The sequence below is a fragment of the Lelliottia sp. AC1 genome (assembly GCF_023278595.1).
Taxonomy (GTDB): domain Bacteria; phylum Pseudomonadota; class Gammaproteobacteria; order Enterobacterales; family Enterobacteriaceae; genus Enterobacter; species Enterobacter nimipressuralis.
Map to the genome: position 1 here is coordinate 2,667,853 of NZ_CP025699.1, position 15,123 is coordinate 2,682,975.

A 15,123-nucleotide genomic window follows, 5' to 3' on the forward strand; every position below is an offset into this window, starting at 1 on the left:
TGTAAGTATAGACAGTGTGACGCTGCTCGCCATTTAGCAAACCGCCTGCCAGCATTGCTGGCAGGCGGCAGGGAGGTAGGACTAGACTTAAAAGTTGGGCCAGATTTTGCTCAAACGGTGCGCTTCGCCTTTTGCTTGTAACGGTCGAAGATCACTGCTGCCAGCAGGATTAGGCCACGTACGACGTACTGCGAGAAGGGGGAAATATTCAGCAGGTTCATGGCGTTCTCAACGGTGCCGAGGATAAGGATACCGGCCACCACATATGAGATTTTTCCGATGCCGCCTTTTAGCGAAACCCCACCCAATACGCAGGCAGAAATCACAATCAGCTCATAGCCAATCGAGGTCATCGGCTGGCCGCTGGTCATACGCGAAGCCAGAATAATCCCCGCCGCCGCCGACACCAGACCGGAGAGCACAAAGATAATAATCTTAGTACGCACCACCGGGACCCCGGCCAGGCGCGCGGCCTCTTCATTCCCACCGATCGCCAGCGTATTGCGGCCAAAGGTGGTTCTGTTGAGCAGGAAGCCAAAAATAATCAGACAGCCCACCGTCAGCCAGATAGGCGCCGGCAGACCCAGCCAGTTGGCGTAGCCGAGGGTAAAGAAGCGCTCGTCTTCAATCCCCACCGCTTTCCCGTCAGAGATAATATAGGCCAGGCCGCGCACAATTTGCATGGTGGCAAGCGTGGTGATCAGGGCGTTGATCTTCAGGCGGGCAATGACAAAACCATTCACCAGCCCGCTGAGCACACCCAGCATCAGCCCGGCAAAAACCCCTATCCACAGGCTTTCCGTCAGGTTGATCACCACCGCCGCCGTCACCCCTGCACAGGCGATGACCGACGCAACGGAGAGGTCAAAGTCGCCGGACGCCAGACAGAACAGCATTCCGCAGGCGACCATACCGGACATGGAGATCGCCAGCCCCAGCCCTTTCATGTTGACGAAGCTGGCGAAATTCGGCACGAAGATCGCACAGCCCAGGAACAGGACGGCAAAGACCACCAGCATGCCGTATTGATCCCAGATGCGCCCCAGGCTAAAAGCCGATTTCGGTGCGCGAGAGGTAGTTACAGAGGACATCATTCACTCCTTGCTCAGGCGACAGCCTGGCTGACTTTAGGCATGGCGAGGCTCAACGCCTGTTGTTCATTCGCCTGTTCATGTAGCAATTCACCGGCGATATCCCCTTCGCGCATCACGATGATGCGGTCGGCAACGCCCAGCACTTCGGGCAGATCGCTGGAGGCGAACAACACCGCCACGCCGCGTTTTGCCAGCTCATAGATGACGTTATAGATTTCGTGCTTGGCCCCGACGTCGATGCCGCGCGTCGGTTCATCCAGCAAAATGACTTTCATCTCTTCCGACAGCCAGCGGCCCAGAATGGCCTTTTGCTGGTTCCCGCCGGAAAGATTCATGATGAGCTGTTCAGCACCGGGGGTTTTAATATTCAGGGAGCGAATATGGTAATCGGCGTTAATGTTTTCCCAGCTGTCGTTGATCAGGCATCCGGCACGAATGAATTTTCGGCGTGCCGAAATGTTAATGTTGTCGCGCACAGAGTGGACGGGAATAATCCCGTCGGCTTTACGATCTTCCGGACAGAGCATCATCCCCGCGCGGATCGCGTGAGCCGGTTTCTGAATATCCACCGGCTGACCGTCGATATACACCTGGCCTGCGGTGATCCGCGTGCCGCCGAACAGCCCTTTCATCAGCTCGCTGCGCCCTGCCCCCACCAGCCCGAACAGACCGACGATTTCGCCGCTGCGCACCGACAGGGAGATTGGCGTACGCACGCCTGGTGCTTTGACGCTCTCCAGACGCAAACGCTCGGCAGCGTATTCTCGCGGCTGCCAGTGATAGATATCCCCCAGTTCACGTCCGACCATCGCCTGCACCAGCTGGTCATGATTGACCTGCTGCATATCGGTGAAGGTGCGCACGTAGCGGCCATCTTTGAACACGGTGATGGCGTCGCTAAGGGCAAAAATCTCTTCCATACGGTGCGAAACATACAAAATGATGCGGCCTTCTTTGCGCAGCTCGCGGATCACCCGGAACAGGTTGTCGATCTCACGTGCCGAGAGCGAACTTGTCGGCTCATCAAAGGCGATAATTTTTGCGTTGCGCGCGAGCGCCTTGGCAATTTCCACCATCTGCCACTGGCCAATCGACAGATATTTCAGCGGCGTTTGTGGGTCGATATCCAGCCCGAGATGCTGCAGCTGCAGTCCGGCTTCATAATTGAGGAGCGAACGATTGACGATCCCGCTCTTGTGAGGCAGTTGCCCCAGATAGATGTTTTCCGCCACCGTCATTTCAGGTACCAGATGCAGCTCCTGATAAATGATAGCGACGCCAGCATTCAGCGCCGCCGTGGTATCGGCAAACACCATCTCTTCGCCGCGAATCGCCAGCGTGCCGGTCGTCGGGGCGTAGTTTCCGCTGAGGATTTTTAACAGCGTGGATTTCCCTGCGCCATTCTCCCCCATCAGGGCGTGGACCTGACCGGGATAGCAGTCGAAACTGATATCGGTCAGCGCGTTTACACCGGGGAACGTTTTCCCGATGCCGCGAAAAGAGAGATACGGGTCAGACTGTTGCATAACGTCTCCGTGATTCGAGTAGTGTACGTCTGGCCCCTCCGCATCGAGGGGCGCAATCACAACAAATTACTTACCGCCCAGCCCTTTTTTCGCCAGTTCCTCTTTGAAGTTGTCGCGGGTGATCAGCACCACGTCCGTCACCTCGGTGAATTTCGGAGGCTCAGCGTCTTTCGTCACCCAGTTGTAGAGCATTTCGCTGGATTTATAGCCATGCACATCCGGGCTTGGCAGCAGCGAGCCGTAGAAGCCGGTCGCCTGCGCTTTAGACAGCTCGCTCACCGCATCCACGCCGTTAATGCCGACGCCGATGACATCCGCCGCTTTAAAGCCCTGGCCTTCCGTCGCGCGCACGCCGCCCAGCACGGTGTTGTCGTTCATGCCGACCACCAGCCAGTGTTTAACTTCAGGGTGTTGCACCAGCATGGAGTTTGCGGCGTCGAAGGCGCCTGGAATATCGTTCGATTTCGTCGGGACTTTATAGATCTGTTTTTCCGGGAACCCGGCCGCTTTCAGCGCGTCCATCGAACCGGACGTGCGGCGACGCGCGGTATCGAGTTCATCTGCGGTGATCGCCATAACGGCAGTCTCTTTCACGTCCCAGCCGCGTTTTTGCATCTCTTTATAGAGTTCCTGGCCCTGACGCTCACCGATTTTGGTGGCCGCCATCATCACCAGCGGAACGGTATCCATCGGTTTGCCTTTGGCGTTGACGAACTGATCGTCAACCGCAATCACCTTCATGCCGTAACCTCGCGCTTTTGCCACAATGGCCGAACCGAGTTTCGGATCTGGCGTACAAATGACAAAACCTTTCGCGCCGCTGGCCGCCAGGCTGTCGATGGCGTTCAACGTTTTTTCACCATCGGGTACGGCAATTTTGATGACATCAAAGCCGAGATCTTTCCCGGCTTTATCCGCAAATTTCCACTCGGTCTGGAACCAGGGTTCTTCAGGCTGTTTCACCAGAAAACCGAGCTTTAAGTTCTCTGCCATAGCGGATTGTGACATAACGGCAGCCAGGCCGATGGCCGCCAGCGTTTTAGTAAATTTGTGCATGGTTAACTCCAGCATTAGCATTCTTTTATGTAGGGTATAGTGTCGTGCTTTTTATTTAATCGGACGTAAAACAAGGTATTAGCGCTCACCCTTGAATAAGTGATGGTGCTGGAGATAGTTTTAGCGGGAAATTAATCATCCATAAGAGAGCGGCATCACACCGCAGAATTACAGTAATTGCGTACATATATTCAGCGATAAATGACATAAAAAAGGCAGATATTGTCGGACAAATTGGAGGGGATTAAGCAGAATTATCCATAAGGTCAGCTAAGACGTCCCTGTAATACGGACGCCGTAGCGTCCGCGTAAGAATTTACCAGGCGTAGTAAATATGATCCGCGTGATCGCGAACCGGTGCTTCGTCCCCCAGTAAACGGGCGGCCAGGGTCAGGGCAAAATCAAACGCATGGCCGAGGCCTTTGCCGCTGAGGAGATTCTGATCCTCTACCACCGGCGCATCGACGTATTCCCCGTCGTTGACCGTTTCCCATAAATCGCCTGAGCAGACATAGCGACGCCCTTTCAGCAGGCCGTTGCCGCCCAGCACGCGCGCCGCGGCAGAGCAGATTGGGCAGATCAATTTGCCCGCGTCGTCATGTGCCTTAACAAAACGAACCACTTCCTGGCTGGCAGCCAGATTGACGCTGCCCTGCGGCCCGCCCGGCAGTACCACTGCGTCGTACAGCGTATCGGCGCGCTCGGTGAGCGTGCTGTCTGCCACCATCGGGATGTTGTGATAACTCACCACCGCGCGCGACTCCGCGCAGGCCAGCGTTTCGACGTCAATATGCATACGGCGCAAGATATCAATCGTGATAATTGCTTCCGCTTCTTCAAATCCTGGTGCCAACAATACCGCCACTCTGGCCATTTTGATCCTCATAAATGAAATAGATAAAACATCGTTTCATTTTACAAGAAGTCATCCGCCAAACCTGTGCGTGGATCACAGTTCATTCTTTTTACAAATTACGGGCATTATTCCTAATTGCATGACGGGAAATGAAAAGTGGGTCACATAACGACGGTACAGAACGGCTTTATTCTGTTGTTAATCATCCCTCCTCTAAATAAGGATATTATAATGACAACTTCAGGAATGATTCAGAAACTCAACACTCAGATGAACCTTGAGTTCAACGCCTCCAATCTCTATTTGCAGTTGAGCGACTGGTGTTCAGAGCACAGCCTCAACGGAACCGCCACCTTTCTGCGCACCCAGGCGCAATGCAATATCACCCACATGATGCGGGTCTTTGACTATATGAAACAGGCCGGGGCTAATCCGATTGTCAAAGCGCGTGTGATCTCCGATGACGCCTGTTCATCGCTGGAAGAGATATTCCAGAAAACCCTCGACGAGTACGAGCAGCGCTGTACCATGCTGAAAACGCTCGCCGGAGAAGCCAAAGCGCTGAATGATGACACCACGCTTGATTTCTTACGTGATATGAGAAAAGAACAGCAGCAGGATGGGCTATTGCTGAAAACCATTCTGGATGAGGTGCGCAGCGCGAAGCGTGCCGGGCTGTGCATGACGCAGACTGACCAGCATCTGCTTAATCTGGTGAACTGTCAGCGCCACTGATGCCCGGCTAGTTATCCACAATTGTTAAATAATAGTTACCAAGTAACTGCTTTTATTGAAATTTAACAAATCAGATCTGGCTCCCAGCCAATAACCTTACAAAGTGAAATGATTTATTTCATTTCACTTTGATTGACGAGGGAGCTTCATGATCACCATCGAGTTTATTGTCATTATCCTCTGCCTGCTGGTAGGAACGCGGTTCGGCGGGATGGGCCTTGGGCTGATAAGCGGTATCGGTCTTTTCATTTTAAGTTTTGTGTTTGGACTCCAGCCCGGTAAACCGCCGGTGGACGTCATGCTGACGATCCTTGCCGTGATCGGCTGCGCGGCGACCCTGCAGACCGCGGGTGGCCTGAATGTCATGATGCAGTTTGCTGAGCGCCTGCTGAGAAAACATCCGCAGCACATCACCCTCCTCGCTCCCTTTACCACCTGGATGCTGACGTTTCTCTGCGGGACCGGTCACGTGGTGTACACCATGTTTCCGATTATCGCCGACATCGCGCTAAAAAAAGGTATTCGCCCGGAACGCCCAATGGCCGTTGCTTCTGTTGCCTCGCAGATGGCGATTACAGCGTCCCCGGTCTCTGTTGCCGTGGTATCGCTGGTGTCAATTATTGGCGCCCAGCACGGTATCGGCCAGGCGTGGGGGATCCTCGAGATTCTGGCCGTTTCCGTACCCGCTTCGCTGTTTGGGGTGATGATTGCCGCACTCTGGAGCCTGCGTCGCGGAAAAGATCTGGCTGACGATGCGGAATTCCAGGAAAAACTCAGCGACCCGAAACAGCGCGAATTTATCTATGGCAGCACCGAAACGCTGATGAACCAGCGCTTCCCGAAGCAGGCGTACTGGTCGACGTGGATTTTCTTCGCCGGCATTGCTGTCGTGGTGCTGCTGGGGGCGTTGCCCGAGCTGCGTCCTGCCTTTGAAATCAAAGGCAAAATGACAGCGCTTTCCATGAATCTCGTCATCCAGATGATGATGCTGATTGCCGGTGCCGTGATGCTGATTGCCTGTAAGGTTAACGCCTCTGCCATTTCGAACGGTGCGGTGTTTAAGGCCGGGATGGTGGCGATTTTCTCGGTCTTCGGCGTTGCGTGGATGAGCGATACCTTCTTCCAGGCGCACCTCGACGAGCTGAAAATGGCGCTCGAAGGGGTAGTAAAAAGCCATCCGTGGACTTACGCCATCGTGTTGTTCCTGGTCTCCAAACTGGTAAACAGCCAGGCCGCAGCACTGACCGCCGTCGCACCGATGGGCCTGATGCTGGGCATTGAGCCAAAAATGCTGATTGCTTTCTTCCCGGCCTCCTACGGTTACTTCGTGCTGCCCACCTACCCGAGCGACCTGGCCTGTATCGGTTTCGACCGCTCCGGTACCACCCGAATTGGCAAATTCATCATCAACCACAGCTTTATTCTGCCGGGGCTTATCGGCGTCAGCTGTGCCTGTGCTGCCAGCTATCTGCTGGTGCAGACCTTCTTCTGAACGTCAAAAGGGCGACATTGCTGTCGCCCTTTTGCATAAACTTGTTTCTAAATTCAAAACATCGGTTTATTTTAGTGTGACTCACCCTGCGGTGTGAACTTGAGTTCGATAAGCGCGATGGCTTTTTGAATAGCGCGAAGCGTAACAGGGTCCGCTGCAGCAGGATGGCTGGTGAAATCGATGTTTTTCAGTTGGGTAGACATTTTTTCACGCACTTCAATCGGCGCGATAATGTCTAACACATCCAGGATTTGTTTGATAACCAACTGGCATGCGACGACGTCAGATACCAGTTCCTGATCGGCGCTCAGATTTTGAGACATAGGAAGCTCCTTACATAAAGAGCGCCATAGTAGCAAAACGATAGCCCTTTCATCTTCCCTCTCGTCGAACGCAGGCATAAAAAAACCTGCCGAAGCAGGTTTTTTTCATCAGAACATTGCGCCTGGCGGTACGTCTTTAAACGTATTGCAGTAGTTAGCCCACATGCTTTTCAGGATTTTGCGCAGTTTCATTTGATGCTCCGGTAATGTGTTATGCAGGTGTTATTGTCTATGCGCATATAATATGACCAGCGTCACAAAAATCAATGATTATGTGACGCAAATCACGGTTACAAAATCAGCAATGCTGCGGGATTGTTACAAAAATCCATGACAAATCCGCAGCTTAGAAATCGATAAGTTCCAGTAAATTTTTATAAATTTTTTTGATATGGCAGGGTAATGATGACTGACAACATCACCGGAAAGGAGAACCGCGGGCTGTCGCCAGCGGCACTGCTGGTTGCCGGGGCGTTCTTTATGGAGTTTCTCGACGGAACCGTGATTGCCACCGCGCTTCCCGATATGGCGAAAAGCTTTGGCGTACAGGCCGTGGATTTAAATATTGGCATCAGCGCCTATCTGATCACGCTGGCAGTCTTGATCCCTGCCAGCGGCTGGATTGCCGACCGCTTTGGCGCACGTAAAGTGTTTGCCGTGGCGCTGGCGATCTTCACCCTCGCCTCCGTCTTTTGCGGGCTATCCACCACGGTGGATCAGTTTGTCGCTATGCGCGTGCTGCAGGGCATGGGCGGTGCGCTGATGGTCCCGGTCGGGCGGCTGGCGGTCTTGCGTACGACGCCTAAACATCAGTTGATCACCGCTATCGCCACCCTCACCTGGCCCGCACTGGTGGCACCCATTATCGGGCCGCCCCTCGGCGGCTTTATTACCAGCTACGCCGACTGGCGCTGGATCTTCTTTATTAATGTACCCCTCGGGATCGTGGCGATTATTCTGGCGCTGCGCATCATTCCCGATCTGCACGACGATGAACGTCGTCCCTTTGATACGCCCGGCTTTATCGCCACCACGATTGCGATGGTGAGCCTGGTGTATGCCATGGAGTCGATGGGTGCACAGCATTCACAAGGGGTGCTCACCCTGGCACTTTTGGTTGTGGGGGCGGTCACGCTTATCTATGCTCTGCGCCATTTTCAGCGCGCCCAGTGGCCGATGATTCGCCTCGACGCCATGCAGGTTCCGACGTTTCGTGTCACGATGTACGGCGGCTCACTGTTTCGCGCCTCCATAAGCGCGGTTCCTTTCCTGCTCCCCCTGATGTTCCAGGTAGGCTTTGGGATGGATGCTTTCCACTCTGGTCTGCTGGTGCTGGCAGTATTTGTCGGTAACCTGACGATTAAACCTGCCACCACGCCGCTGATACGTCGCCTGGGTTTCCGAAAACTGCTGCTGATAAATGGAGCGCTAAACGTATTGTCCCTGCTGGCCTGCGCGTTTATCTCACCGCAGACGCCGGTCTGGCTGATTATGTTGATCCTTTATCTGGGCGGGGTGTTCCGTTCGATTCAGTTTACGGCGGTGAGTACGCTGGCCTTTGCGGATGTACCATCGGCACAAATGAGCTACGCCAATACGCTGTTTTCCACGGCGACGCAGCTGGCGGTCGGGCTTGGGATCACTCTCGGGGCGATTGGAATCCGGATTGGCGAGAAAATGGGCGATTTGCTGGGCATGACAAGCGTGCCGGGGATCAGCTTTCGGCTGGCCTTTGTCGCTATCGCGCTGATTTGCCTGGTGGGGATGGTGGATACTCTGCGGCTGACGAAAGATGCGGGGAGCGCGGTGTCGAACAAGGCATAAAAAAAGCCAGCACAGCTGGCTTTTCATTCAGATAGCGGTTTAGCCTACGATACCGCGAACAAATGCTTCGATCTCTTTGTCCTGGCAGTTTTCGAAGAAGCACTGCTGGAAGCGCTGACCGGAAACGGCGGTTTTCACCAGCTCAGGATCGATTGCACGCAGGGTATCCAGATAGTTCTCTTTCACTACGGCGGCTTTCACCTGGTTCAGAATACCGGCGTTACGCACCTGTGGCTCTTTACGCTCTGGCGGATACCCTTCGCCTTTGCGGCCAGTAAACGCTTTTTCGAAGATAAAGCGCACGTTCAGCTCAGCACCCCAGCCGAAGCCTTTGGCGAATGGCAGAGAGAGCGCGTTACCGTTGTTGATCTGCGCAAACAGGAACGCATCTGCCGGGTCGATACAGTAACCGCAGATCACGCCCGGGTGGATGTTCAGCGACATCAGCGCGCCCTGGCCTGTCCCGCAACCGGTGACCACAAAGTCTACCGCCTTAGAATTTAACAGGATGCTGGCCATGATACCCAGGTGGATGTAAGTCAGATGGTGATCGTTCTCGTCACTCATCCCGACGTTGTAGACCGGGAAACCTTTCTCATCAACGACGGTTTTCAATTCGTTGAGGATAGTGGCGTTTTTGCCAGCCTGGCTGTTTTCCATCATCAGTGCAATTTTCATTCTTCATCTCCTGAATACGTTGCGGGTGTTGCCGCCAAAGATAGCGAATCCAGACAACCTTACTATCTAACAAACGCATTTTCAAATTAACTGAAAAAATGTTTTAAAAAACGAAAGCCGCTTCACATAATCAGGCAATGGAGAAGAAATGAGATGCGGTTGCTCAACGTTAAGAAATACCTGCTCACCACTCCAGCCGTTGGCTAGACTGCTTTTGAAAGACAGTAAAGAACCTTTGAGGAACACCCGTCCTGTAAGGAGCTGTCGGCCGCCTCGCCTCCCTTTTGCGGATACTTTCCCGGGCCAGCGCCGTTTTTGCCCCGTGCCGCCAGCATCACTGGCGTTTTGCATAATCTTCGACAGGCTCTCCCACCAAATCATGTCGTTGAAAAGAGAGAGGGAAATTCGTCCGGCTATTCGCGGCATTGACCGTTCTGGCAGGCGGTAAAATAGCGTGTTTACATTGAATCAGAGCGAAATATGAAGAGATTATTCGTTGCCGGTTTATTTCTGCTCCTCGCGGGCTGCACGGTCACTCGTCAGGCGCAGGTGAGTAGCGCCGATGCGCCAGGCGGCGTCGTGCGGCTGGATTATGGTCAGGCGATTTTCCAGAATGCCCGTTACGATGACTATGTCACCAACGGGACGGCCACGCGCGAGTGCCAGAGCATGGGCTTCGCGACCGCCTCTTTCTATGGTCAGCCGATAAAAACCTGCAGCTTGTTCAGCGGGTCGGTTTGCCTCAACCAGACCGTCACTATCCAGTACAAATGCATGGGCTATGCGGTAAATCCCGCAGCCACGCAAACCTGGTAATATTAATAGTGCTGCCAGTTTTCCACTGGCAGTCTATTTAATACGAAGCGAAACCATTCTCATTAATATATAAACAACTGCCAATGCGTTTTATTCCCATTCGTATTTTGAATAATTAATCTTTTATTTTACCTTTTGCAAATAATTAAATAACAAATTATAGTGACGCCCTGACTGACTAATAAATAATTCCATGGAGCTGCACTATGCTGAAAACTGAAATGATCGATAAGCTCAACGAACAAATGAACCTCGAGCTTTTTTCATCCCTGCTTTATCAACAAATGAGTGCCTGGTGCAGCTACCACAGCTTTGAAGGCGCGGCCGCGTTTCTGCGTCGCCACGCCCAGGAAGAGATGACGCACATGCAGCGTCTGTTCGATTATCTCGCTGACACCGGCAGCCTGCCACGCATTAATCCAGTGGCGTCTCCGTTCGCTGAGTATGCGTCACTGGACGAACTGTTCCGCGCCACTTACGAACACGAGCAGCTGATCACCCAGAAAATTAACGAACTGACTCATGCGGCGATGATTGGCCAGGATTATCCGACCTTTAATTTCCTGCAGTGGTATGTTGCAGAACAGCACGAAGAAGAGAAACTGTTTAAATCCGTACTCGATAAATTATCGCTGGCGGGTAAATCAGGCGAAGGTTTGTACTTTATTGATAAAGAGCTGTCGACTCTCGACACGCAGAAATAAAGTTTCGGGAGCCTTCTGGCTCCCCTTTTTTTAATGGCGACAGATTTTACTTACGTGCGTTGAAAACCCCTCTTCTGCCGGAATAAATTTCCCCCGCGCCGCCAGAAATGCCACCAGCTCCGCCGCTGTCATATTCTCTGCCGAGCAAGTATGAAAGCGCGCATTATTGCCAAAACGGGAATCAATCGCCTGAACCAGGCTTTGCTCCGTGTATTGCTTACCCGACTCAATCATCATATTGAGCACATCATGTCCGTGAATCGATGTCATAACCCCTCCAAATCAAAGTCACAGACTAAACAGGTATGCGCCCTGCTGCCTTGCGCTGGCACAGGTTTGTAACTGTAAAAATATGATTACAACGGTTGTAACGGTGATTTGACGAGTAACGACTTTTGCCTTACTCTGCGCCGCAGATTAGGTTGCGATTAGCGGTTGTGGTAGAGGAAAGCGTGAAGAACAGAACTCTGGGAAGTATTTTTATCGTCGCTGGCACGACGATTGGCGCAGGAATGCTGGCGATGCCCTTGGCCGCCGCGGGCGTCGGATTTAGCGTCACGCTGGTGCTTCTGGCCTGCCTGTGGGCGCTGATGTGCTATACCGCATTACTGCTGCTTGAGGTGTATCAGCACGTTCCTGCCGATACGGGCCTTGGCTCGCTGGCCGCCCGCTATCTTGGCCGCTACGGTCAGTGGATTACGGGTTTTAGCATGATGTTCCTGATGTATGCCCTGACAGCGGCCTACATGAGCGGCGCAGGCGAGCTGATCGCGTCAAGCGTCAACGACTGGTTTGGCACTGCTATTTCTCCGGCGACCGGCGTGATCTTCTTTACGCTGATTGGCGGGGGCGTGGTATGCGTGGGAACGTCGCTGGTCGATCTGTTTAACCGCTTTCTCTTCAGCGCCAAGATTGTTTTCCTGGTAGTGATGCTGGCGCTGTTAGCTCCGCACGTTCACAAAGTGAATTTGCTTACCCTTCCCCTGCAACAGGGGCTGGCGCTTTCTGCCATTCCGGTGATTTTCACCTCGTTCGGCTTCCACGGCAGTGTGCCGAGTATCGTCAGCTATATGAATGGCGATATTCGTAAACTGCGCCGCGTGTTCATTATCGGCAGCGCGATCCCTCTCATCGCCTATATCTTCTGGCAACTGGTGACTCTGGGCAGCATTGATTCGTCAACGTTTATTGGCTTAATGGCCGATCATTCAGGTCTGAATGGATTCTTGCAGGCGCTGCGTGAAGTGGTGGCTTCGCCGCACGTTGAGCTGGCAGTGCATCTGTTTGCCGATCTGGCGCTGGCGACCTCTTTCCTCGGCGTCGCCCTCGGGCTATTCGACTATCTGGCGGATCTGTTCCAGCGCAAACGCTCCGTCAGCGGACGCATCCAGACGGGCCTGATTACCTTCCTTCCGCCGCTGGCCTTCGCACTGTTCTATCCGCGCGGGTTTGTGATGGCGCTGGGCTACGCGGGTGTGGCGCTGGCCGTGCTGGCGCTGCTGCTCCCTTCCCTGCTGGCGTGGAAAAGCCGTCAGCAACACCCTGATTCGGGTTACCGTGTATGGGGCGGAAAACCGCTGTTAGGGCTGGTATTTACCTGCGGGATTGTGGTGATTCTGGTGCAGTTTTCGATTGCAGCGGGGCTGTTGCCGGAGGTGGGATAAACCGACGAGCTACAGGCATCCGGCGGTAATTAAAGGGCTCATTGCGAGCCCTTTTTTTATTAATGCAAACAGCAGCTTTTGAATTTCTTCCCGCTACCGCACGGGCACGGATCGTTGCGCCCCACTTTGGTCCCGTTGACGATCGGCTTTTTGGCCTCCGGCTGCTGTGGATTCGCCAGCCAGTAGTTATATAAACGAATCGCCGCCGGACGGATGCTGTCCACGCTCGCCTGATACTCTTCTTCCGTCATGGCTTCAACGAGATCGACGTTCTCTTGCGAACCATGCAGAGCGATCACCGCCAGATCGGGTTTCAGCTCTTCCGGCAAGGTAGACCAGTCGGTCAGTGCCATTCCGCGCATGTAGCCGTAACACCACTCTTCCACCACGGTATAGGTGGTCCCCTCGACATCGTTCTCGCCAAAAACTGGCTCGAACTGGTCGGGATAGTCGCTCAGGCGCTCGGCGATATCGTTCATATGCTTAAAGCAGAGATCGATAAAACGGTGCATTTCACGATCGTTTTTCCAGCGCGGTATATGTTTTTCACCGCCCCAGATCGCCACCAGCCAGGTGTCGGGTTCCACCACAAGAGGACCGGACAGCACTGCGGTTAGCATGCCGTCGAGTTCGGAAACGTCAAGCACAGACGCATCGTCATGACCGTGAGAGATTAATGTCTCTTCCAGCCACTCCATTTCGTTTTCATTTAATGGGCCTTCAGTCATTACTGATACTCCTGAAAAAAAGAAAAGGAGCTTACCACACTTCGGGCGAGGACTCTTTAAATGCCGGTGCCTGGCGGGCAGAACACAGAGCCATGAAGTGCGTTATGCACTTGGTGAGAGGCAGGGTTTGAGCACAACATGCCAGACTCTGATCCCGAAATGCTGCGGTGAAATTATCCGGTCAAAATAACGTCCCCAATAAAATTGCCGATGAATATTATGCCTGCGTATTAAAGAATCAAGGACGGGTAATTAAAGCAGAAAGTATTTGTTTAGATGTTGTAAATTACCAATACTAAACTGGCATTTAATCATTGCTTAAATATACGTTTTTACGGGGTTCTAACCAGAGAAGGTCCTTTGTTTCTTCACTGTATTCTTCATGCTCAAACCTTCCCCGCTCTTTAAGTACTTTTTAGCCCGGAGTCGTACACGGATTTTTTTCTCATGCTGTATATCTCCGAGCATATTTCGGCTCACCAGCCAGAATGAAAATAGGGCAAGTAAGAAGCGTGAAGATGGCGAGGGACAAAAACAAAAAAACCACCCGAGGGTGGTTTCACGACACTGCTTATTGCTTTGATTATTCTTGGCTTTCCCATGGTACCCGGAGCGAGACTTGAACTCGCACAGCGCGAACGCCGAGGGATTTTAAATCCCTTGTGTCTACCGATTCCACCATCCGGGCTCGGGAAGAAATTGGAGGCGCGTTCCGGAGTCGAACCGGACTAGACGGATTTGCAATCCGCTACATAACCGCTTTGCTAACGCGCCGTAAATCTGTTGTCTTTCGACCAGCACCCGCAACTGCCGATGCTTTTAATTTGGAGCGGGAAACGAGACTCGAACTCGCGACCCCGACCTTGGCAAGGTCGTGCTCTACCAACTGAGCTATTCCCGCATGTCACCAAGTCATTTGTAATCACTTGATTTCATTATCGTCCGGCTGACTGTGCCGCCGTTCGATGCGTTGCATTCTACTTATATGACGATGTGAGTCAACGTTATTTTTGCATCCCAGGATCGTTTGCTGAAAATTGCGCCGAAACGATCACTGTTCAAGCAAATCGCCGCGTGCGGCGTTCAGGTACTGCAGCATTGACCACAGCGTCAGCACCGCTGCAACCCACAGCAGGCCGATACCCGCCCACTCGACCCACGCGTTTGGACGCCACAGCATCCACACCAGCGACGCCATCTGCGCGGTAGTTTTCACTTTACCAATCCAGGAGACCGCCACGCTGCTGCGTTTACCCAGCTCAGCCATCCACTCGCGCAGGGCGGAGATGATGATCTCACGCGCGATCATGGTCGCCGCAGGTAACGTCACCCACCAGGTGTGGTAATGCTCTGCCACCAGCACCATCGCAATGGCAACCATCACCTTATCGGCAACCGGATCGAGGAACGCACCGAAACGCGTGCTTTGATTCCAGCGACGGGCCAAATAGCCGTCAAACCAGTCCGTCACCGCAGCCACCAGGAAGATCAGCGCACATGCGAAAGGAGCCCACGTGAAAGGCATGTAAAAAGCCAACACAAAGAAGGGGATAAGGACGACGCGAAAAAGCGTGAGCAACGTAGGGATGTTAAATCGCATAGTGACGGTAACTGTCTGTTGTCAGTA

General features: G+C 53.2%; 17 protein-coding genes and 3 tRNA genes. 6 read left to right on the forward strand and 14 right to left on the reverse strand.

Annotation, left to right across the window (positions count from 1 at the left end):
* Nucleotides 1-110 precede the first annotated feature (110 nt).
* The 4 genes from araH to C0560_RS12745 all read right to left on the reverse strand — a co-directional run bounded on the left by araH (nucleotide 111) and on the right by C0560_RS12745 (nucleotide 4,550).
* Nucleotides 111-1,094 (reverse strand): L-arabinose ABC transporter permease AraH, encoded by a 984-nt coding sequence (gene araH / locus C0560_RS12730; protein ID WP_181826512.1) that lies wholly within the window; start codon nucleotides 1,092-1,094, stop codon nucleotides 111-113.
* An 11-nt stretch (nucleotides 1,095-1,105) separates the two neighbouring features.
* The gene (gene araG, locus C0560_RS12735; protein WP_100779740.1) at nucleotides 1,106-2,620 is read right to left on the reverse strand and encodes an L-arabinose ABC transporter ATP-binding protein AraG; all 1,515 of its coding nucleotides are present in this window, start codon (nucleotides 2,618-2,620) and stop codon (nucleotides 1,106-1,108) included.
* A 66-nt stretch (nucleotides 2,621-2,686) separates the two neighbouring features.
* Nucleotides 2,687-3,676: an arabinose ABC transporter substrate-binding protein AraF gene (gene araF, locus C0560_RS12740; protein ID WP_100780856.1), complete on the reverse strand. Its 990-nt coding sequence runs from the start codon at nucleotides 3,674-3,676 to the stop codon at nucleotides 2,687-2,689.
* A gap of 316 nt (nucleotides 3,677-3,992) precedes the next feature.
* Nucleotides 3,993-4,550, reverse strand: a complete 558-nt coding sequence (locus C0560_RS12745; protein ID WP_107703344.1) for a DJ-1 family glyoxalase III — start codon at nucleotides 4,548-4,550, stop codon at nucleotides 3,993-3,995.
* Between the two features lie 213 nt (nucleotides 4,551-4,763).
* Here C0560_RS12745 and C0560_RS12750 point away from each other — a divergent pair, with 213 nt between their 5' ends.
* Entirely contained in the window at nucleotides 4,764-5,267 is a 504-nt protein-coding gene (locus tag C0560_RS12750; protein WP_107703343.1) for a non-heme ferritin-like protein, read from the forward strand.
* A gap of 148 nt (nucleotides 5,268-5,415) precedes the next feature.
* Entirely contained in the window at nucleotides 5,416-6,759 is a 1,344-nt protein-coding gene (locus C0560_RS12755; RefSeq protein WP_102104005.1) for an anaerobic C4-dicarboxylate transporter, read from the forward strand.
* Nucleotides 6,760-6,830: 71 nt separating this feature from the next.
* Here the strand turns inward: C0560_RS12755 and C0560_RS12760 are convergent, their stop codons facing one another.
* Nucleotides 6,831-7,082: a DUF2766 family protein gene (locus C0560_RS12760; RefSeq protein WP_015959482.1), complete on the reverse strand. Its 252-nt coding sequence runs from the start codon at nucleotides 7,080-7,082 to the stop codon at nucleotides 6,831-6,833.
* Nucleotides 7,083-7,190: 108 nt separating this feature from the next.
* Complete coding sequence (gene azuC / locus C0560_RS12765) at nucleotides 7,191-7,274, reverse strand: stress response protein AzuC (RefSeq protein WP_014832437.1); 84 nt, start codon at nucleotides 7,272-7,274, stop codon at nucleotides 7,191-7,193.
* Nucleotides 7,275-7,487: 213 nt separating this feature from the next.
* On the opposite strand from azuC, the gene C0560_RS12770 reads away from it, so the two are divergent.
* On the forward strand, nucleotides 7,488-8,906 hold the full coding sequence (locus C0560_RS12770) for an MFS transporter (protein WP_248860284.1): 1,419 nt from the start codon (nucleotides 7,488-7,490) through the stop codon (nucleotides 8,904-8,906).
* A gap of 39 nt (nucleotides 8,907-8,945) precedes the next feature.
* On the opposite strand, the gene C0560_RS12775 is transcribed toward C0560_RS12770, so the two are convergent.
* Complete coding sequence (locus tag C0560_RS12775; protein WP_100779736.1) at nucleotides 8,946-9,584, reverse strand: RpiB/LacA/LacB family sugar-phosphate isomerase; 639 nt, start codon at nucleotides 9,582-9,584, stop codon at nucleotides 8,946-8,948.
* 81 nt (nucleotides 9,585-9,665) lie between these two features.
* On the reverse strand, nucleotides 9,666-10,010 hold the full coding sequence (locus C0560_RS12780) for a hypothetical protein (protein ID WP_248858670.1): 345 nt from the start codon (nucleotides 10,008-10,010) through the stop codon (nucleotides 9,666-9,668).
* Nucleotides 10,011-10,064: 54 nt separating this feature from the next.
* On the opposite strand from C0560_RS12780, the gene yecR reads away from it, so the two are divergent.
* Nucleotides 10,065-10,400 (forward strand): YecR family lipoprotein, encoded by a 336-nt coding sequence (gene yecR, locus C0560_RS12785; RefSeq protein ID WP_107703339.1) that lies wholly within the window; start codon nucleotides 10,065-10,067, stop codon nucleotides 10,398-10,400.
* Between the two features lie 206 nt (nucleotides 10,401-10,606).
* Nucleotides 10,607-11,104 carry a non-heme ferritin gene (ftnA, locus tag C0560_RS12790; RefSeq protein ID WP_100779734.1) on the forward strand — a complete coding sequence of 166 codons (498 nt, stop codon included), beginning with the start codon at nucleotides 10,607-10,609 and terminating at the stop codon, nucleotides 11,102-11,104.
* A 30-nt stretch (nucleotides 11,105-11,134) separates the two neighbouring features.
* Here the strand turns inward: ftnA and C0560_RS12795 are convergent, their stop codons facing one another.
* Nucleotides 11,135-11,374: a YecH family metal-binding protein gene (locus tag C0560_RS12795; RefSeq protein ID WP_123427547.1), complete on the reverse strand. Its 240-nt coding sequence runs from the start codon at nucleotides 11,372-11,374 to the stop codon at nucleotides 11,135-11,137.
* 182 nt (nucleotides 11,375-11,556) lie between these two features.
* On the opposite strand from C0560_RS12795, the gene tyrP reads away from it, so the two are divergent.
* Nucleotides 11,557-12,768 carry a tyrosine transporter TyrP gene (gene tyrP, locus C0560_RS12800; RefSeq protein WP_194514506.1) on the forward strand — a complete coding sequence of 404 codons (1,212 nt, stop codon included), beginning with the start codon at nucleotides 11,557-11,559 and terminating at the stop codon, nucleotides 12,766-12,768.
* A gap of 59 nt (nucleotides 12,769-12,827) precedes the next feature.
* Here tyrP and C0560_RS12805 read toward each other — a convergent pair whose 3' ends face one another.
* From C0560_RS12805 to pgsA, 5 genes are all read right to left on the reverse strand, one after another.
* Nucleotides 12,828-13,496 carry a YecA family protein gene (locus C0560_RS12805; protein ID WP_248858671.1) on the reverse strand — a complete coding sequence of 223 codons (669 nt, stop codon included), beginning with the start codon at nucleotides 13,494-13,496 and terminating at the stop codon, nucleotides 12,828-12,830.
* Nucleotides 13,497-14,097: 601 nt separating this feature from the next.
* Nucleotides 14,098-14,184, reverse strand: a tRNA-Leu gene (locus C0560_RS12810).
* 12 nt (nucleotides 14,185-14,196) lie between these two features.
* Nucleotides 14,197-14,270 (reverse strand) — tRNA-Cys (locus C0560_RS12815).
* Between the two features lie 51 nt (nucleotides 14,271-14,321).
* Nucleotides 14,322-14,397 (reverse strand) — tRNA-Gly (locus tag C0560_RS12820).
* Nucleotides 14,398-14,547: 150 nt separating this feature from the next.
* On the reverse strand, nucleotides 14,548-15,096 hold the full coding sequence (pgsA, locus tag C0560_RS12825; RefSeq protein WP_100779730.1) for a CDP-diacylglycerol--glycerol-3-phosphate 3-phosphatidyltransferase: 549 nt from the start codon (nucleotides 15,094-15,096) through the stop codon (nucleotides 14,548-14,550).
* Nucleotides 15,097-15,123 lie beyond the last annotated feature (27 nt).